The organism is Paraburkholderia caffeinitolerans, from assembly GCF_902859945.1.
Lineage (GTDB): Bacteria > Pseudomonadota > Gammaproteobacteria > Burkholderiales > Burkholderiaceae > Paraburkholderia > Paraburkholderia caffeinitolerans.
In genome coordinates this window covers 1-19,401 of sequence record NZ_CADIKL010000018.1, presented here as the reverse complement: position 1 = coordinate 19,401, position 19,401 = coordinate 1, and the positions used below count along the sequence as shown (strand labels likewise).

The 19,401-nt window shown below is 62.8% G+C and carries 17 protein-coding genes; 2 read left to right on the top strand and 15 right to left on the bottom strand.

The window, feature by feature from the left end; all coding sequences use genetic code 11:
• Positions 1-69: 69 nt before the first annotated feature.
• The 12 genes from choW to HV773_RS18600 all read right to left on the bottom strand — a co-directional run bounded on the left by choW (position 70) and on the right by HV773_RS18600 (position 15,079).
• Positions 70-966 (bottom strand): choline ABC transporter permease subunit, encoded by an 897-nt coding sequence (gene choW, locus HV773_RS18655; RefSeq protein ID WP_129563984.1) that lies wholly within the window; start codon positions 964-966, stop codon positions 70-72.
• Positions 959-2,128 (bottom strand): quaternary amine ABC transporter ATP-binding protein, encoded by a 1,170-nt coding sequence (locus HV773_RS18650; RefSeq protein ID WP_129563983.1) that lies wholly within the window; start codon positions 2,126-2,128, stop codon positions 959-961. The genes choW and HV773_RS18650 overlap by 8 nt, the downstream gene beginning before the upstream one ends.
• Positions 2,129-2,585: 457 nt before the next feature.
• Positions 2,586-3,449 (bottom strand): glycine betaine ABC transporter substrate-binding protein, encoded by an 864-nt coding sequence (locus HV773_RS18645; RefSeq protein ID WP_129563982.1) that lies wholly within the window; start codon positions 3,447-3,449, stop codon positions 2,586-2,588.
• A 143-nt stretch (positions 3,450-3,592) separates the two neighbouring features.
• A complete protein-coding gene (locus HV773_RS18640) occupies positions 3,593-4,741 on the bottom strand; it encodes an FAD-binding oxidoreductase (protein ID WP_129563981.1) in 1,149 nt (382 codons plus the stop codon).
• A 29-nt stretch (positions 4,742-4,770) separates the two neighbouring features.
• Positions 4,771-6,012: an aromatic ring-hydroxylating oxygenase subunit alpha gene (locus HV773_RS18635; protein WP_129563980.1), complete on the bottom strand. Its 1,242-nt coding sequence runs from the start codon at positions 6,010-6,012 to the stop codon at positions 4,771-4,773.
• 52 nt (positions 6,013-6,064) lie between these two features.
• Positions 6,065-6,850 (bottom strand): electron transfer flavoprotein subunit beta/FixA family protein, encoded by a 786-nt coding sequence (locus tag HV773_RS18630; protein ID WP_129563979.1) that lies wholly within the window; start codon positions 6,848-6,850, stop codon positions 6,065-6,067.
• Positions 6,847-8,016 (bottom strand): electron transfer flavoprotein subunit alpha/FixB family protein, encoded by a 1,170-nt coding sequence (locus HV773_RS18625; RefSeq protein ID WP_129563978.1) that lies wholly within the window; start codon positions 8,014-8,016, stop codon positions 6,847-6,849. Before HV773_RS18625 ends, HV773_RS18630 begins: the two co-directional genes overlap by 4 nt.
• A 4-nt stretch (positions 8,017-8,020) precedes the next feature.
• Positions 8,021-9,955, bottom strand: a complete 1,935-nt coding sequence (locus HV773_RS18620) for a (Fe-S)-binding protein (protein WP_129563977.1) — start codon at positions 9,953-9,955, stop codon at positions 8,021-8,023.
• 3 nt (positions 9,956-9,958) lie between these two features.
• The gene (locus HV773_RS18615; protein WP_129563976.1) at positions 9,959-12,022 is read right to left on the bottom strand and encodes an NADH:flavin oxidoreductase; all 2,064 of its coding nucleotides are present in this window, start codon (positions 12,020-12,022) and stop codon (positions 9,959-9,961) included.
• A 59-nt stretch (positions 12,023-12,081) separates the two neighbouring features.
• Positions 12,082-12,615: a DUF5943 domain-containing protein gene (locus HV773_RS18610; protein WP_129563975.1), complete on the bottom strand. Its 534-nt coding sequence runs from the start codon at positions 12,613-12,615 to the stop codon at positions 12,082-12,084.
• A gap of 134 nt (positions 12,616-12,749) precedes the next feature.
• Positions 12,750-13,721 carry a dipeptidase gene (locus HV773_RS18605; protein WP_035534843.1) on the bottom strand — a complete coding sequence of 324 codons (972 nt, stop codon included), beginning with the start codon at positions 13,719-13,721 and terminating at the stop codon, positions 12,750-12,752.
• Between the two features lie 83 nt (positions 13,722-13,804).
• The gene (locus tag HV773_RS18600) at positions 13,805-15,079 is read right to left on the bottom strand and encodes a serine hydroxymethyltransferase (RefSeq protein WP_129563974.1); all 1,275 of its coding nucleotides are present in this window, start codon (positions 15,077-15,079) and stop codon (positions 13,805-13,807) included.
• A 463-nt stretch (positions 15,080-15,542) separates the two neighbouring features.
• On the opposite strand from HV773_RS18600, the gene HV773_RS18595 reads away from it, so the two are divergent.
• Positions 15,543-16,568, top strand: coding sequence for a GlxA family transcriptional regulator (locus tag HV773_RS18595; protein WP_129563972.1), 1,026 nt, complete (start codon positions 15,543-15,545; stop codon positions 16,566-16,568).
• 251 nt (positions 16,569-16,819) lie between these two features.
• Positions 16,820-17,080, top strand: a complete 261-nt coding sequence (locus tag HV773_RS18590; RefSeq protein ID WP_129563971.1) for a hypothetical protein — start codon at positions 16,820-16,822, stop codon at positions 17,078-17,080.
• 87 nt (positions 17,081-17,167) lie between these two features.
• Here HV773_RS18590 and fdhA read toward each other — a convergent pair whose 3' ends face one another.
• The 3 genes from fdhA to HV773_RS18575 form a co-directional block, all read right to left on the bottom strand.
• Positions 17,168-18,364, bottom strand: coding sequence for a formaldehyde dehydrogenase, glutathione-independent (gene fdhA / locus HV773_RS18585; RefSeq protein WP_129563970.1), 1,197 nt, complete (start codon positions 18,362-18,364; stop codon positions 17,168-17,170).
• A 164-nt stretch (positions 18,365-18,528) separates the two neighbouring features.
• A complete protein-coding gene (locus HV773_RS18580; RefSeq protein ID WP_129563969.1) occupies positions 18,529-18,987 on the bottom strand; it encodes a dihydroneopterin aldolase in 459 nt (152 codons plus the stop codon).
• On the bottom strand, positions 18,984-19,401 hold a 418-nt coding region (locus HV773_RS18575), incomplete at its 5' end, for a sarcosine oxidase subunit gamma (protein ID WP_175196337.1). The genes HV773_RS18580 and HV773_RS18575, both read right to left, overlap by 4 nt.

The following is a 19,401-nucleotide window of genomic DNA, read 5'->3' as shown; positions in this document are numbered from 1 at the left end:
AACCGGCCCGCAAGCGCGAGCCGGTTCACCTGATAAAGAATGCGGCAACTAGTCCCAGCGTTTATCCACTCAAGCCTGCGCGACTACGGCGCGCGGACGAAAAAGCTGCTTCACGCCGGAGAACAGCGGCGCCTTTACGGCACCCGGCGCGCGGCCGAAGCTCTCCGTGATGCGGTCCAGAATGATCGCCAGCAGCACCACCGCCAGCCCGCTCTCGAAGCCCAATCCGATATCGAGTCGCTGGATACTTGCGAGCACGTCGTTGCCGAGGCCGCCGGCGCCCACCATCGAGGCAATAATCACCATCGAAAGCGCCATCATGATGGTCTGGTTCACGCCCTGCATGATCGACGGCAGCGCATTGGGAAACTGCACCTTGTAGAGCAGTTGCCACGGCGTGCAGCCGAAGGCATGGCCCGCTTCCACGATTTCGCGGTTCACGTGCTTGATGCCGAGGCTCGTGAGACGCACGGCGGGCGGCATCGCGAAGATCACGGTTGAGAGAATGCCGGGCACGCGGCCAAGACCGAACAGCATCGCCGCCGGAATCAGGTAGACGAAGGCCGGCATGGTCTGCATCAGGTCGAGAATCGGCCGCACAATGGTCTGCACGAGCTTGTTCTTCGCGGTCCAGATGCCGAGCGGAATGCCCAGCACGAGGCTAATGAGCGTCGACGAAAGCGTGAGCCCCAGGGTGACGATCATCTGATCCCAGAAGCCGGTCGCGTAGATGAGCAGCAGCGAACCAGCGGCGAAGGCCGCGAAGCGCCAGCCCACGCGCCACAACCCAAGCGCGATGAAGAACGCCATCATCGCCCACATGGGCACGGCCTGAAGGCCATGTTCGATGAGCTTTGCGAAGCCTTCGATCGCCCTGCCGACGGCGTCGAACGTGTTGGCATCGTGGTCGAGCAGATAATGAACCGACTGATCGACCCATTGGCCGAGTGGAATGATCTCAGACATGGGCACCCCTGTTGCGCGTAATAACCTTGAGAACCGCGGCCTGATCGATGGAACCGCAATAGCGGCCTTCATCGTCGACCACGGGCAATGCGGTGTTGGTTGCGCACACGCGCGAAACGACCTGATCGAGCGGCGCGCCGATCGAAATGCTCTCGACCTTGCGCAACGACGGATTGTCCGCGCCAATCGCGTCGCGCGTGACGAAGCCGCTGATGCGGCGCTGCGCGTCGAGCACGAACGCATATTCGTTGCTGCCGTTGAGCGATGCGGCCACGCTCTTCTTGTCGAGCGTGCGGATGAGCGGCACCGCTTCGCGCTGCATCAGATCGCCAGCGGTGAGATAGCGGCTCGTGTCCACGCCGTCGAAAAACGCGCGCACATAGTCATCGGCAGGGTTACTGATGATTTCCTGCGGCGTGCCGATCTGCACGATGCGGCCGCCTTCCATGATGGCAATGCGGGTGCCAATGCGCAGCGCCTCTTCCAGGTCGTGCGAAACGAACATGATCGTGCGGCGCTGCTCCTTTTGCAGTTGCAGCAGCACGTTCTGCATTTCCTTGCGCTTGAGCGGGTCGAGCGCCGAAAACGCTTCGTCCATGATCATGAGCGAGGGATTGACGGACAGCGCGCGCGCGAGGCCCACACGCTGCTGCATGCCGCCGGAGAGCTCGGCGGGCAGCTTGTGTGCGAACTGCGCGAGGCCGACCTGCTCGAGCACCGTGAGCGCGCGTTGCTCGCGCTCCTTGCGCCCGACGCCCGCGACTTCCAGGCCGAAGGCCGCGTTCGAGAGCACCGTGCGCTGCGGCATGAGTGCGAACGACTGGAACACCATGCTCATGTCGGTGCGGCGCAGCGCAACCAGCTCGCTTTTCTTCACGGCGGCGATATCGCGGCCATCGATCACGACCTTGCCCGCGGTGGGCTCGACGAGACGATTGATGAGACGAATCAGCGTGGATTTGCCGGAGCCCGAGAGCCCCATCAGCACGAAAATCTCACCTTCGTTCACCGAAAACGAGGCATTGTTCACGCCCAGCACATAGCCGGTTTTCGCGAACATCTCGTCCTTGGTGGCGCCGCTCGAAAGCAGCTCGCGCGCCACTTTCGGGTTGGGCCCGAAAACCTTGCATAGTCCATCGACTACGATCTTTGGGGATTCCATCGACTCCATCTCCTCGTCATGCAGGCGCCGGCCCGCTTCGTGTATCTACATGTTTGCCAGAAAAAACCCCGCCGGGATGGCTATTTGCGACAGGAGCTTATGTAAAAGCGACACGCCAGGAATTGAGATTTTTTGGGTGCTTTTTCGCGGGTATACGCGTATTCGCACGCAAAGAAAAATTGGTTCGGAAAAGCGGAAACACCGCGCACGAATTCGCACGGAAAACCAGGTGAGTACTACCGGAAAAGACGAGGAGGAAGGCGCAAGCGCGTGCGCCCCCTCGGCTTTGGGTTATGCCCGACGGCGCGTGCAGCGCCGCCGGCAGGATGAGCCTTTTATCGCTCCGGGATGAAGCGAGTGGTGGCAGACGCTCCGGACCCACCCCGATTAAAGGCAAGTGGCGGACAGCATCACATTAGCGAACACAAGGAAACGCGAAACCGCAATCAGCGCGCTATTACTGGGTAGCCTGCACCCAATCATTCACACGATCGCCGTGCGCGGCAATCCAGGTGTCGGCTGCAGCCTCGGGCTTGGCTCCGTTCTGAATGGCGAGCATCACGCTATCGATCTCACCGGGTTTCCACTGAAACTTCTTGAGAAACGACACCACCGGCGGCGCTTTCTTCTCGAGATCCGGATTCGCTACGCTATCGACATGCTCGGCTGCGCCAAAGACATCCTTGGGGTCCTCAAGAAAGCGCAGCTTGTACTTGGCGAACATCCAGTGCGGCGTCCAGCCAGTCACAATAACGGGCTTCTTCGCATTGACATCGCGCGCGAGTTCGGCCGTCATGGCGCTTCCGGAACTCGGCATGACCGAGTAATCGAGCCCATATTTCTTCACGGCCTCGTCGGTCTTTCTCATCACGCCCGCACCGGCGTCGATCCCGACAATGCGCCCGCCAAACGCGCTCTTCTGCGCGTTGAGGTCATCGATGCTCTTCGCATTCACGTAGTCGGGCACCACGAGACCGATTTTGGCGCCCGTGAAATTCGTGCCGAGATCGACCACCTTATCCTTGAACTGCGCCCAGTACGCGCCCTGCGTGACCGGCAGCCACGCGGAAAGCGTCGCATCGAGATCGCCTCGCGCCACGCCCTGCCACATGATGCCCGCCGCCACCGGCACGAGCTGCACCTGGTAGCCGAAGCGCTTTTCGATGATGCGCGCCGCCACGTTCGACGTGGCCACGCTGTCGTCCCAACCTTCCACATAGCCGATCTTCAACGTCGGCTTCTCGTCGGCCAGGGCCGATCCACTCAACACCACCATCGCCGACACCATGCCGGTCCACAACAGTTTTTGAAGCAGCTTCACGGTCGTCTCCTCTAGTATGGGCAAGCCTGCCCTGTGCGCTTCCAGATTCCCCTGCCACAATGTGTTGTTATCGTCGTTTTACGACACGATCTTGTTTTTGCGCGACATGCCCAGGCGGCATGCGCGCGATCCTTTGCCTTGCGTTATTTATCGATGACGAGATCGGACAGCGGCTTCGAGCAGCACATCAGCGCCATGCCCTGATCGATTTCGCGCTGGCGAATGCCGCCCTTATGATTCATCTGCACCTGGCCCGAGACGAGCTTGACCTTGCAGGTGCCGCACATGCCCTGCGCGCACGATGACGGCAGGCGCACGCCGGCCTGGCGCGCGGCTTCCAGCACGTGCTGGTCCGTGCCGCACTGAATCTCGCGGTTGCTCTTCGCGAACGTGACCTTGAACGTGGCAGCTTCCGTTTCCGCGCCCACGGCAGTTTCCGCAGGCGCTTCGACCAGCGCTTCGGGCTCGTCCGCATTCAGCGTCTCGAACGAGAAGCTCTCTTCGTGATACTGCTTGCGCGGGAACCCCGCTTCGTCGAGCAGATCGCGCACGGCCTTCATATACGGCGCGGGCCCGCACGTGAAAATCTCGCGGTCCATGAAGTCCGGCGCAATCAGCTTCAGCAGCGGCAGCGTGAGAAAGCCGGTCACGCCGGGCCACGCCGTACGCGCGCCCAGCCGTTCGCAAACGAACGAGGTGCGGAAGTTCGAGTGGCTCGCGGCAATCAGTTCGAGCTCGCGCGCGAAAATGATGTCGTCGGGCGTGCGCGCGCTATGCACGAACACGATGTCGCGATCCTCGGCGAGATCGTGGTGCGCGCGGCTCATCGACATCAGCGGCGTGATGCCCGAGCCCGCCGAAAGAAACAGATACTTGTTGGCCGGATGGCGCGCGCAGGTGAATTCGCCGCCCGGGCCGAGCACGCGAATCGACGCGCCCGGCAGCAGGTTGTCGTGCAGCCAGTTCGACACCTTGCCGCCCGGCACGCGCTTGACGGTGATGGAGATCGTGTGCGGCCGCGCCGGCGACGACGAAATCGTATAACAGCGATTCACCGCTTCGCCGTCGATCTCCAGTTCGAGCGTAACGAACTGCCCCGGCTCGAACGAAAACGTGCGCCCTTGCGGCGATCGAAAGAAAAAGCTCTTTACGTCGTGCGTTTCCTGCCGCACATGGCAGCACACCAGCGTTTCTTCCGCATCGCTCGTCCAGCGCTCAGGCAGCGCGCCCCAGAAGGCCGGGCGCGTTACCCGGCTGTCGGTGGGATCGAATTGGGCCGCATCTCGCATCATGTCAAACTCCGCTCTACTCGCGCACCAGCTTATGCGCCGATCTTTTCGGCAAGACGGCCCACATACCAAGCCGTGAATTTTTCGACCAGCCCCTCGGTGAACGGCGAGTACGGGCCGGGTTCATAGGCGCTGCTTCCCGCGCCGCGCTGCGAATACTCCACCAGCGTGCGGTCCTGGTCGTTGGTGGCGTTCCACACCGCCGTGAGATTCGCCACGTCGTAATCGACGCCTTCCACCGCGTCCTGATGCACGAGCCAGCGCGTGCGCACGAGCGTTTCGCCGGCCGACAGCGGAATCACCGAGAACGACACAATGTGGTCGCTCATGAAGTGATGCCACGAGTTCGGCTGGGTCCAGAACGACAGGCCGCCGAGGTCGGCCGTGCGGAACTCGCCCAGCAGCTTCTTCGAAGCCACCTTGGCGTCGAGCGTCTGCGACTCGCCGCTGCGGTCGAGCGGCAGGCGCTGGGTACGGAAGCCCGTGACGTCCGAGAGTTTTTCGATCTCGACCGAAGGCAGGTTCATCTCGTCCCATTGCTTCGCGCGCTCCTCGCAGGTGCGCACGAAGGCATCCATGCCTTCCGCGTTCGCGTCCGAGCGCTGGTAGCCGAAGCCGTATTCGTAGAGCGAAATCGTGAGTTCCGGATGGTTCGCGACGCAGTGATAGCACTCGCGGTTGTTCTCCATCACGAGCTTCCAGTTGCCCTTTTCGATGATGTCGACCTGAGCCGCAACCTTGCAGCTGGGCAGATCGTGCGGCAGCAGATACGGCTCCATGGCTGCGCGCAGGTTCGCGAAATCGGTGGGCGGATTCTCGGCGAGGCAAATGAAGATCAGGCCTGCCAGGTTTTCCACGTGGACCGTCTTGAGGCTGTGCTTGCAACGGTCGAACTGCTCGCCCATGTGCTCGGCGAACATCAGCTCGCCGGTCAGGTTATAGGTCCAGCTGTGATACGGGCAGACGATGTTGCCCACCGTCCCCTTGTGCTCGTTGCACAGGCGCGCGCCGCGATGGCGGCACACGTTATGAAACGCGCGCACTTGCATGTCGTCGTCGCGCACGATCAGGATCGACTCGCCGGCCAGCTCGACCGTCACGTAGTCACCCGGCTCCGGAAGCTCCGGCTCCGTGGCCACCTGAATCCAGTGTTGACGGAAAATCGCCTCCATGTCGAGCTTGAAAACTTCCTCGCTGCGATAGAAGGGTGCTTCAAGGCTGTAGCCTTCCTGACGGCGCTCCACCAGCGCGCGAATATCTGCCGATACGTTCATCGTTTGCTCCGGATTTTTTTATCACCGGATCTTGCCGACAGCTCGGCAAAGATCAGTAATCGATGAGTTGATGCTCGCGCAAATACGCAAGTATCACTTGTGCTTTTTCGACCGAACTCCCCTCAATTACGACGCTCCCGCCACGGCTCTCGGTCGTGACCGCAGCAAGCATCCGGGAATGCCCTGAGCGCTTCTCGGGGGCGGCGAATTTGACGGGCTTGCGCTCGATGGGACCGACCTTCCAGGAGGCCGCTTCGTCGCTCGCGACACGCGTCACGCGCTGGGGCCGGATCGTGCCCGAACGCAGCCGCGCATAGGCGTACTGCGGCTGGCCGCTCGCCAGCGGATGCACGGCGATCACCGCCGGCAACGCCGTTTCCACGCGGCGGCGCAGCCCCTTGGGCAGGAACTGGCGCACCGTTGCCCGGCCCCCTTTTACGTCTATGTCCACCGCGCTGCCCACTAGCGGACAGTGCAATGCCGCCGCCACGCTGTACGGCAGCATGCCGCTGTCGTGCGCGCCCTCGGCGCGCGTGCCGGTCAGCACGAGGTCGTAGCCGCGCACGCGCTCGGCGAGCGCACGCGCCGCGTCGTCGCCGGGCCCGCACGCGAGCACTTCGACTTCGCGTGCGCCTAGCGCGAGGTATTCGGCCAGCGCAGGATCGTTCGCATCGCCCGCGTGAATCACGTCGAGTTGCGCGCGGTGCTGATCGGCGAGCTTGCGGCCGATTTCCAGCGCCTGGGCATCATTGCGGCTGTAGCGCGGTACTCCGCTCATGGGATGACGGCCCGCCGAGACCAGCACCGCGATGCGTGCAATCTGTTGTTGAGCGTTCATGCAGCCACTCCTGCGGGTTGACGTTGTTCGGCGGAAGCCGGCGCTTGCCCACGCGTCGCGCGTGCACTCTGCACCTGCTGGATCAGCGCGGCAATGGTCTGCTGCGCGTCGCCCACCACGGTCAGGTTCGCGCGCTTCGCGATCGGCGCACTGCCGTCCATGTTCACGGCAATCACGTGGCGGCAATCCTTGATGCCCTGCAGATGCTGCACGGCTCCGGAAATACCGAACGCGATATACACACTCGCCTCGACCGTCTTGCCGGTCGCGCCCACCTGCTTGTCGCGCGTGAAATGGCCGTTGTCCACGGCCACGCGGCTCGCGCCGATAGCCGCGCCGAACACGCCCGCGAGACGCTCGAACGACGCAATATCGGTCACGCCATTGCCCGCCGAGACGATGAAGTCGGCCTCTTCGAGCGCCACCTGGGCCGCGTCGATTTCCTCCAGACCCAGATCGCGATAAGGCTGTGCGATATCGTCCGAGGGGCGAATGAAATCGCCCGCGAGACGCTCGCCCGCGCCCACGAAGGGCAGTTTCGCATCCACGGCGTTGGGCTCTAGCAGAATCACATCGGGCAGCGCGCGCGTAGCGAACGCGCGCTTCGCCTGCTCGTAAGCGCCCACGTGTTGCGCGTCGATCTCGACCACGTGCGCCGCCACGCTTGCGCTAGCGGAAGCTGCATAGCGGCGGCCCAGATCGCCGTCACCGGTTGCGTTATCGGGCACGAATACGTGCTTCGGCGCAAGCGCTGCCGCACACGCCTGCAACGCGCGCAGTTCGCTTTCGGGTGCGAACACGCGGCGCTCGAAGCCCGGCAGCTCGATCAGCTTGTCCACGCCGAGTGCCGCCGCGTCGTCTTTCAATTCGCCGAACACGAGCAGCGCCACTTCGGTTTTCGCATCGGCCAGCAAGGCCGCCGCCGCGATGGTCTGGCACGTGTGGTCGTCGAGCGCGCCGCGCTCGGCATGAGCCACCACCAGCATGACTTGATTCGGATCGCTAACTTGCCGGCGAGGTTTGGCCGCCGCTGCGCCGTGCGCATGGCCGCCCCAGTGCGCCGCGTTGGCGTCCGCGCTGCCGCTCTCGCCGAGCGTGATGCGCCTGAGTCCCGCCGCCGTAATGATGAAGGGGCGGCGCGGATCGATTCGTTTGATCGCGTTCATCGGTTCACTCCAGCGAAGCAGCAACGAGTTCGGCGACGTCGAGCACCTCGGGGCGCGGACCCACGACGCCCTCGAGCATCGCCGTGCAGTTCGGGCACGCCACCGCCACCACTTCAGCGCCCACCGCCTTCGCGTCGGCGATGCGGATATCGGGAATACGCTGCTTGCCGGGGATATCGGTCAGCGGCGCGCCGCCGCCACCGCCGCAGCAGCGTCCGCGCATGCCATTGCGCTCCATCTCCACGACCTTGATGCCGATGGTCTTGAGCAGCTTGCGCGGCGCTTCGGTCTCGCCGTTATAGCGGCCCAGATAGCAGGGATCGTGATACGTGGTGCGCTTGTCGCGCAGCGCTTCGACAGCCTTCGGCGCAATCTTGCCGCTCGCGGCGAGTTCGGCGAGGAAGGTCGTGTGATGCAGCACCTCGTAGCGCGTGCCGAGCGCGCGATATTCGTTGCGCAGGCTGTGCATCACGTGCGGGTCGGCGCTCACGATGCGCCTGAAACTCAGCCCGGAAAGGGTGCCCATCATCTGCTTGGCCATGCGCTGGAACGTTGCCTCGTCGCCAAGACGGCGCGCCACATCGCCCGTATCCGTTTCCTGCCCGCCCAGCACCGCGTAGCTTACGCCCGCCTTGTTGAGCACCTTCACGAGCGCACGCAGCGTGCGTTGATAGCGCATGTCGAATGCGCCTTCACCGGCCACCAGCAGCACGTCCACTGGCTTGCCCGGTTGTGCGATGGGCGCGTTCAGGTCAACCGACCAGTCGTAGCGCGCAGCCTTGTCGTAGCCGCCCATCGTGCCGGTTTCGCGCAGATTCGCGAGCACCTCGGGGCCCTTGCCCGGCACCGTGCCGTGCACGAGCGTCTGGTTGCGGCGCATGTCGACGATGGCGTCCACGTGCTCGATCAGCATCGGGCACTCCTGCACGCAGGCGCGGCAGGTGGTGCACGACCACAGCGTTTGCGCTTCGATCAGGCCCGAGACGATCGGGCCGTTGGGCGTGCCGCTATGCTGGCCAACCGTAATGCCCGGCGTGGGGCTGCCCGCGTAGGCCGCGTCGGTGCCGCCCGCCATGCCCACCACGAGGTCCTGAATCAGCTTCTTCGGATTGAGCGGCTGACCCGAGGCGAACGCGGGGCAAGCAGCCTCGCACTTGCCGCACTGCACGCAGGCGTCGAAGCTCAGCAGCTGGTTCCAGCGGAATTCCACCGGCTTGGCGACGCCATATTCCTGCTGCTCGATATCCGGCAGCTTGAGCGCCGTGGGCGGCGTAGCCGTGCCGTTGCCGGTCCAGCCTTCACGCGTGGCGGCAAAGCGCTCCTGGCGCGGGTGAAACGCGAGGTGCAGCAGGCCTGCGATGGCGTGCTTCATCGGGCCGCCCTTGGCCGCGCCGAACGTCATCGCGAATGCGCCCACGCCGATCAGCAGCGCGCAGAGCACAGCGAATCCGCCCGACATCGCGCCGGTCGGCACGAGCATGAACAGCACGAGGCCGAGCGCGAACGAACCGAGCACCCAGGGCAGCGTGTTCCACGGGCCTTTGGACAGACGCGCGGGCACGTTCTTCGCATGACGGCGACGCCACACGAACACCACGCCAACCAGCATCGCGAGCGCCGCGAGGAAGATCAGCTTGTCGAGCCACGGCGAGTAGATCGCGAGCCCATAGTTGATGAACACAAGCGCGAGCGCCCCAATCGCGCCGCCGGCAGTCGCGACGTGAGTCTTCGCGATATACGGGTCACGTGCGACTACGTGGTGAAGGTCAACGAAATAGCGCTTCGGAATGCTGAACAGCTTCGTGAAACCGAAAGCGCCGAACGAACCGGGCGCCGCTGCACGCCCGACGCGCCAGTAAGCGGCCCGCTTCGCGACGGCGAACACGAGCCCCGCCATCGACAGCCACAGCAGCGCGGTAATCAGCCAAGTCGGGTTCATGGGTCAGAAGTCCTTCACGAGCCGCAGCGCGTCGTAAATTGCGCCGTGGATGTTGTGCATCGAGATGCAGTCGCCAACGCGGAACAACAGGAAGCGGCCATTGCCGAGTTCTTCGGTCAAGCACGGCTGCGCTTCGGAAGCAAACAGCTTGTTCACGTCGATCTGGCCGCGGTTCACCGATTCGTTCTTGAGCTTCCAGTAGAGCTCGTCGTTCGGCCGCGTGCCGTTCTCGATCACCACCTGATCGACCGCGCGCTCCTCGAGTTCTTCCGTGTACTCGTTGCGCAACACGGCGATCTTCTTGCCGTCTTCTTCGTAGACACGGTCGAGCCAGTAATTCGGCGTCAGCACCGCGCCTTGCGCATACAGCCGGCGATAGAAGATCGGGAACGTCGTGCCGCCCACGTCGTCGGCCACCTTGACGTCCGGCGTCACGATTTCGACCTTCGAGCCGCGGCTCGCGACAAAGTCGGCCACGCCCGAGCCCGCATGCGTGCTGATGCCGTCATAGATCAGCACGTTCTGCTTCGGCTCCACCTTGCCCGTGAGGATGTCCCACGCGCTGACCGCCAGGCCTTCAGCCACGCCCCAGCCCGGCACTTCTTCCGTATAGCTGTGGCCGCCCGTTGCCAGCACAACGATGTCCGGCTTTTCGGCCATGATCATCTTCTCGTCCGCCGCGACGCCCAACCGGCGATCCACGCCCAGGCGCTTCGTTTCCATGTCGAACCAGCGCACGATGCCGGCCATCTGCTCGCGCTGCGGCGCCTTCGCCGCGATCATGATCTGGCCGCCGACTTCGGTGTTCTTCTCGAACAGCACGACGTCATGGCCACGCGAGCGCGCGACACGCGCTGCTTCCAGACCTGCGGGGCCCGCGCCCACCACCACCACCTTGCGCTTCGGGCCACGCGACTTTTCGATCACGTGCGGCATGGTCTCTTCGCGCGAGGTTGCGGCGTTCTGCACGCACAGCACGTCGAGGCCGTTGTACTGGCGGTCGATACAGTAGTTCGCGCCCACGCACTGCTTGATTTCGTCTTCGCGCCCGTCGCGGATCTTGATCACCATATGCGGATCGGCGATCTGCGCGCGCGTCATGCCAACCAGGTCGATCATGCCGTTCGCGAGCAGACGCTCGGCCTGGCCCGCGTCGCGGATGCTCTGCGCGTGCATCACCGGCAGCTTCACCACCGACTTGATGCCCCCCGCAAGGTGCACGAACGGTTCCGGCGGCAGCGCCATCGGCGGCATGCAGTTCACGAGCGTGTTGTGCGTGTCCGCGCCCGAACCCACCACGCTGATGTAGTCGATCAGGCCCGTCGCTTCCATCGCCTGGGCGATTTCCTTCGCGTGCTCGTGGTCGATGCCGTTCTCGTGGAATTCGTCGCCGCACATGCGCAGGCCAACGCAGAAGTCGCGGCCCACGGCTTCGCGCACCGACTTCAGCACTTCGATGCCGAAGCGCAGACGGTTCTCGAAGCTGCCGCCCCATTCGTCGGTGCGGAAGTTCGTGCGCGGGCTCCAGAACTGATCGACCAGTTGCTGGTGCGCAGCCGAGATTTCGATGCCGTCCATGCCCGCGCTCTTCACGCGAATCGCGGCGGCCGCGAAATCCTTGATGATGCGCTTGATGTCCTCGACTTCGATGATCTTCGCGTTGCCGCGGTGCACCGGCTCACGCACGCCCGACGGCGTCACCAGGTGCGGCCAGTGCTCGCCGTGGTAGGCATTGCGGCGCCCCATGTGGGTCGCCTGGATCATGATCTTCGCGCCGTGACGGTGCATCGCTTCAGCGAGACGCGACAGCGGATCGATGACCTTGTCGGTCGTGAGGTTCACCGACTTCCACCAGCCCTGCGGGCTATCCATCGACACCGGGCTCGACCCGCCGCAAATCGCGAGGCCGACGCCACCCTTCGCCTTTTCCTCGTAATAGCGGATGTAGCGTTCGCCCGGCAGACCGCCCGGCTCCGCATAGACCTCGGCGTGCGCCGTGCTGACAATGCGGTTACGCAGCGTCAGCTGATTGAGCTGGAGGGGTTTGAACAGGTTGGGATAGCGCATCGCAAGCGACCTCTGGCGTTCGTATGTCTCGTGTTACTTGATGTAGTTCTTTGTGTGTCTCAGTGCGCGATCGGCGACACTTCGAAGACGCAGTGATCGTGGTTCTCGGCCGCGCACTGCACTTCCTTCGATTGCGAGCGCGGTGCGCCCTTGCCTTCCGGCGTCGTGTCGTTGACCCAGTCCATCGCGCCGGCGAACCAGCCCGCGAACATGTAGCAAAGCTTGCCTTCCTTGCCCGGCTGCTGGAGCACGAACGACGAATGGCGCAGCTCGATCTTTGCGCGCGCGGTCGACGGATCGGCTTCGATGATCGAGAACAGACCCCAGCCGCGCTGCGAAAGGCGCTTCAGGTAATGCTCGAACACCGCCATGCCGGTCAGGCCGTGCAGCTTCGCTTCCTTGTCGCACCAGTGATAAGCGGACTTGTAGCCGGCCTTGTAGAGGATTTCCGCATAGGCTTCGACGCCGAGCGCTTCTTCAACGGCGACGTGATTGTTCGTGAAGAAGTGGCGCGGCACGTACAGCATCGGCAGCGCGTCGGTGGTCCAGACGCCAGTTTCGGGATCGACGTTGATCGGCAGTTGCGGTTGCATCGTGGTGACTCCGTGAGGGAAAAAAGCCGTTTGCGTCGTTGCGCAGGCGCGGCATCGCCCGCGTGCCCACGCGTCTTGCGCAGGGCACGTCCCGTTGTTTCGTGTTTTGTGTGCTGGCTAGACTGTGGTGCGGCTTATGCGCCCCAGACGTCCTTGTACACGCGCACCCAGTTCTCGCCCATGATCTTGCGGATGCGCGACTCCTTCCAGCCGGCGCGTTCCATCGCCGCGGTCAGGTTCGGGAATTCGCCGATCGTGCGGATGCCTTCCGGATTGACGATCTTGCCGAAATTGGTGAGCTGGCGATAACGGCCCTTGTCGTGCGTGAGCATGTCGAAGAACTCTTTCGCGTAATCCTGCGTGAAGTCCGTGCCGATGCCGACCGTGTCTTCGCCCGCGATGTTCACGACATAATCGATCGCTTCGATATAGTCTTCGATCGTCGATTCGATCCCGCGCTTGAGGAACGGCGCGAACATCGTCACGCCGACGAAGCCGCCCGCATCGGCGATCTCCTTGATCTGCGCATCGCTCTTGTTGCGCGGATGATCCTTCAGGCCCAGCGGCAGGATGTGCGAATAGCACACCGGCTTCTTCGAAAACGCGATCGCTTCCGACGACGTGTTGCCGCCGACGTGCGAGAGGTCGACCATGATGCCCACGCGGTTCATCTCGGTGATCACTTCGCGGCCGAAGTCCGAGAGGCCGCCGTCACGCTCGTAGCAGCCGGTGCCGACCAGGTTCTGCGTGTTGTAGCAAAGCTGCACGACGCGCACCCCCATATCGGCGAACGCTTCGATGTAGCCAAGGTTGTCTTCGAACGCGTGCGCATTCTGGAAGCCCAGGATGACCCCGGTCTTGCCTTCCTTCTTCGCACGGAAAATGTCTTCGGTCGTGCGCACCAGCGTCAGCAGTTCGCTGTTGTCGCGAATCTGCTTCTTCATCACGCCGATGTTGTCGACCGTCTTCGTGAAGTTTTCCCACACCGACACGGTGCAGTTCGCAGCCGTGATGCCGCCCTTGTGCATGTCTTCGAATACCGGCCGCGCGAACTTCGAAATGTTCAGGCCGTCGATGATGATGCTGTCCTGATGCAGCGTGCTCATGTGTCTCTACTCCAGTATTGTCAGACGTCGGTGGGGGGCGACTTTGTTCGGGAACGGACCCGGCGTGCCGGGCCCTTGAATAATCAATAGATCGGGAAACGTTCGCACAGCGCGAAAATCTCGCGGCGCACGCGCTGCTCGGTGGCGGCGTCGCCTTCCGGATGCGCGCGCAACGAATCGAACACTTCCAGAATCAGGCGGCCGATCTCGCGGAACTCCGCCACGCCGAAACCGCGCGTCGTGCCGGCCGGCGTGCCCAGGCGAATGCCCGAGGTAACCGTGGGCTTTTCCGTGTCGAACGGAATGCCGTTCTTGTTGCAGGTGATGCCGGCGCGCTCGAGCGCCTGCTCCACTTGTGCACCCTTGAGGCCCTTGGGACGCAGGTCCACCAGCAACAGATGGTTGTCGGTGCCGCCCGTGACCAGATCGACGCCGCCGGCCTTCAGCACTTCGCCCAGCGCCTGTGCGTTCGCCAGCACGTTGTCGATGTAGGTCTTGAAGCTCGGATCGAGCGCCTCGCCGAACGCCACCGCCTTGCCGGCGATCACGTGCATGAGCGGGCCACCCTGCAGGCCCGGGAACACGGCCGAGTTGATCTTCTTGGCGATGTCTTCGTCGTTGGTGAGGATGAAGCCGCCGCGCGGACCGCGCAGGGTCTTGTGCGTAGTGGACGTAACCACGTGCGCGTGCTCGACCGGGTTCGCATGGCGGCCGGCGGCGATCACACCCGCAATATGCGCCATGTCGACCATCAGCTTCGCGCCGACGCTATCGGCAATCGCGCGGAAGCGCGCGAAGTCCAGTTGGCGCGGATAAGCAGAAAAGCCGGCGATGATCAGACCCGGTTTGTGCTGATGCGCGAGCGCTTCGACCTGGTCGTAATCGATACGCATGGTTTCGCGGTTCACGCCGTACTGCACCGCGTTGAACCACTTGCCCGAGAGCGCGGGCTTCGCGCCGTGGGTAAGGTGACCGCCAGCGTCGAGCGACATGCCGAGCACGGTCTCGCCCGGCTTGGCCAGCGCGAGCATGACCGCGCCGTTGGCTTGCGCGCCCGAGTGCGGCTGGACATTGGCGAAGCCGGCGTTAAAGAGCTTCTTGATGCGCTCGATAGCCAGCGACTCGATATCGTCCATGAATTCGCAACCGCCGTAATAGCGCTTGCCGGGATAGCCTTCCGCATACTTGTTGGTAAGCACCGAACCTTGCGCTTCCAGCACCGCGCGCGACACGATGTTTTCCGACGCGATCATTTCGACCTGCGACTGCTGCCGCTCGATTTCTTTCAAAATGCTTGTGCGCACCGCGGAGTCGCGTTCGGCGAGCGGCTGCGAAAAGAAAGCTTGAGTGTTCGACATAGAGCATCCGTGACGATGTGAGATGAATGGCCCGGCCCGTACCGCGTGAGGGCCCGCCCCGCCTGGGTTTCCCGCCGGTGGGGACGGTGGCGGTTGACGGCTCTATTCTTGTCTTTCGTATTTCCCGCCGATGTATGAATTCAGACGCGTTCTTTTCCTTTTCCGCCATCGGCGTCCGTTTTTCACAAGTGACAGGGACGTTCGCTAACCATTGGCGAAACAACCTGCGGAATGGTTTCCGGTCCGAACAATGATCAGACGTTATTCGCGGCGAATTAAAGCGCCATGGCCGTTGCATGGCGAATTCCTCTGGAACCCGCTTTAAATTTGGGCGCCCATCTTTTTGTCGGGTTTGAATTAGGGTTTAGCCGCATGGCACACCTGGCACGCCAGATTCGAAAATTGCGTTAGCCTGGCGCGGGACTCCGCCCCAGGGCTGAAGAATTAAAGGAATCGTCCCCTCATGGTCCCCGCCCGTTCAGCGACGTTGGCGCATTTTGCGTTCATGCCGCTGCCCAATTTCACGATGATCGCGTTTACGAACGCCATCGAAGTTCTTCGCATGGCGAACTACCTGAGCGGCCAGCCGCTCTACCGGTGGTCGATCATCAGTCCGCAGGGCGGCCAGGTCATGGCAAGCAACGGACTGTCCATCGATACCGGCCCCGCGGAATGCGTGGGCCAACCGGATATCGTGTTCGTATGCGGCGGCGTGGACGTGCAGCACGTCACCACCGCTGACCATCTCTCCACGCTGCGCCGCTTCGCGCGCATGGGCGTGGCGCTCGGCAGCCTGTGCACGGGCACCTATGCACTCGCCAAGGCGGGGCTGCTGGCCGGGTATGCGTGCGCGATCCACTGGGAGAACATGTCGGCGCTGAAGGAGGAGTTTCCTTCCACGCGCTTTCTTAAAGAGCTTTTTGTGATCGACCGGGACCGGGTGACCTGCACCGGCGGCGTGGCTCCGCTCGACATGATGCTGAACCTGATTACGGCGCGGGTGGGTACTGCGCGCGTCACGCAGATTGCCGAGCAGTTCGTGGTCGAGCATGTGCGCGATACCAGTGCGCAGCAGCGCATGCCGCTGGTGGCGCGGCTTGGGTCGGCGAACAAGTCGCTGTTCGAAGTGATCGCGCTGATGGAAAACAATATCGAGGAGCCGCTTTCCCGGGAAGAACTCGCGCGGCTCGCGAATATGTCGCAACGGCAGTTGCAGCGGTTATTCCATGAACATCTGGGGATGACGCCGACGCATTACTATCTGACCCTGCGGTTGCGGCGGGCGCGTGAGCTGTTGTTGCAAACCGACATGTCGATTATGCAAATCACGATGGCTTGCGGGTTTCAGTCGGCTTGCCATTTCAGCAAGAGCTATCGGGATGCGTTTGGGAATGCGCCTACTGGGGAACGGCGTAAGCGGATTGCGCCGCTTTCGGGGGTGGATACGCCGGTTGTTGTTGCGGTTGCGCCTTCGTTATCGGCGCATTGATTTTTTGTGGTTGTTGGGGGTGCGGGCACACCGTGTCCGCCGGATATTGGCGAAATTTTTGTCGAATATTAAGCCACGCACCCAAATTCATTGCGATTCCATTGCAATCGAAAATCTCCTCGGGTAAAACCGGCAACTCATCGTTCTAGTCCGGCGTGACCGATGCCATCGATCGGCATTGGTCCGTAGAACGCCCTGCCGCTCGCCTCGACTCCGGGCTTCGATCGGACAAGAGATCCGTGGAATGCCATATGGCAACACTTGTCCGTTGGTTATTCAAAACAATCCTGTTCATCGGATTGTTTTTGCTTTCCGTTCGCTATGTCCACACCTATCCACTGCCGATGCCGGAAAATCAGCTTTCCGCATGGCTATCCACCGCGAATCGAATTGGCATCCGCGATCCGGATGACCTTTATATTCCAGTGATGCTGGTTATTGAGTTTATCGTTGCGCTTCTCGCGTATACGGCAATCATTAAACTCTGGCGGCGCTACAACGCAGCCAAGTAGCTGAGCAAACCCACCATACCGCTTTCCAGAAAGCAGAAAGGGCAGCCCCACCAGCGGCTGCCCTTTCTACTTACACGCTACCGCCCATCAAGCCGCCAACAACCCATGCGGATCGATCACGAACTTGCGCGGCGCACCGCCATCAAACTTCTTATACCCTTCAGGCGCATCATCCAGCGAAATAACCGAGACATTGACGATCTTGGCGATCGGCAGCCGGTCAAACAAAATCGCCTGCATCAGATTACGGTTGTACTTGAGCACCGGCGTCTGGCCCGTATGGAACGTATGCGACTTAGCCCAACCCAGGCCAAATCGAATACTCAGGCTACCAATCTGAGCGGCAACGTCCTTGGCACCCGGATCGTCGGTCACATAAAGCCCCGGAATCCCGATCATGCCCGCAGGCCGCGTAATTTCCATCAGTGAATTAAGCACCGTGGCCGGCGCCTCTTCCGAGTGCCCCGAAGCGCCGTGGCCGTGCGCCTCGAAGCCCACGCAGTCGACCGCGCAGTCGATCTCCGGCTTGCCCAGAATCTGCGCGATCTGATCGCCCAGCGAAGCATCCTTCGAGAGATCCACGACTTCGAAGCCCATCGCCTTCGCATGCGCGAGACGTTCCGCATTCATGTCGCCGACGATCGTGCAGGCCGCGCCAAGCAGGCGCGCCGAAGCGGCAGCAGCCATACCAACAGGGCCAGCACCCGCGATATAAACCGTCGAACCCGGCTTCACGCCCGCCGTCACCGCACCGTGATAGCCGGTGGGCAGAATGTCCGAAAGGCAGGTGAGGTCGCGAATCTTCGACATCGCCTGGTCCTTGTCCGGGAACTTCAGCAGATTGAAATCGGCATACGGCACAAGCACATACTCGGCCTGGCCGCCAATCCAGCCGCCCATGTCGACGTAGCCATACGCGCCGCCTGCGCGCGACGGGTTCACGGTCAGACACACGCCCGTGTTCTGCTCGCGACACATAGCGCAACGGCCGCAAGCGACGTTGAACGGCACCGACACCAGATCGCCGAGCTTCAGCGTTTCGACATCCTTACCAATCTCGACCACTTCGCCCGTGATCTCGTGACCGAGCACGAGGCCGACCGGCGCGGTGGTGCGGCCGCGCACCATGTGCTGGTCCGAGCCGCAGATGTTCGTGCTGACGACCTTGAGAATCACGCCATGGCCGATCGCGCGGCCAGTCGGATCGACCATCTTCGGATAGTCGATCTTCTGCACTTCGACCTTGCCCGGACCTTGATACACGACGCCTCGATTGCTCATCACCTTGTCTCCTTGAGAGTTGGCACTGCGCCGCGCCCATCAAACCGCGCCCGCAGCGATATGTTGAGCGTAGCCCGCCGCACGTACCCCGCGATGTGCAAAAGCCGACGCATGCTTGTCGTGCTCCGACATCGACCAGGCAAAATCAGGCACGGCGGCGCGCCACGCTACCAACGTCCTGTGGTGCTCCACTGCAGATAATCGGCACGCGTCCATTCGAGCGACACGCCAATGCGCCGCGTGCCGGGCCGGATCTTCGGCTTGTGCACTTCGATCGTGAGCGTATCGAGCGCGGGCCACTCGCGAAACGAGAGCGCCGCGATATCGGCCACCAGCGTTTCGAGCAGCCGCGTATGCGGCTTCTTCGCGAGAAACTCGGCGATGCGTGCGCAATAGCTCTCGTAGTCGATCCAGTCGCTCTCTTCTTTCGGCATCGAGCGATAGCCGAGCTGCGCATCGATCACGAGCGGCTGAGGCTGGCCATGCTCGTGCGGATGAATGCCGATGCGCGCCGGCACGCTCAGGCCCTCGACGAACACGCTCCAGCCGCGCCCGCGCGAGGGCGGCGCATCGAGCGCCGCCGGAACGTCGAGCGCGGGATCGAAGGTTCCGTCGACGATCTTCATGATGCAAGCGACGCGGTGGCGTCGAGCATGATGCGGCAGAAGTAGTCGGCGAAGCTGCGGCGCACGACGATCTCGAAGCGGTCGCCGCCCACAGGAATCAGCACGATCGAGGCCTTGAAAAAGACGCTCTGCGCGCATTGCCCTTCCTTGAGCAGGTTCGGATGCAGATCGAGCGGGCAGCCGCGCGAGAGCAGTTCGCGCGTGCGCGCGCCGTCGATCTCCACCACGGTGTAGCCGCTGCCCACGTCCACTGCGGCCGCGTAGGCTTCGCCGAATGCAGGCGCGAGCTTCGCTTCGAGCACACCGGCCTGCACGGCTGCGTCCGAGCGCACGAGCCATTCGTCGGGGCCGAGCCACAGCACGTCGTAGCCGTTGCCCTTCGCCACCGTGTTGGGCGTCGCGGGCGGCTGGCAG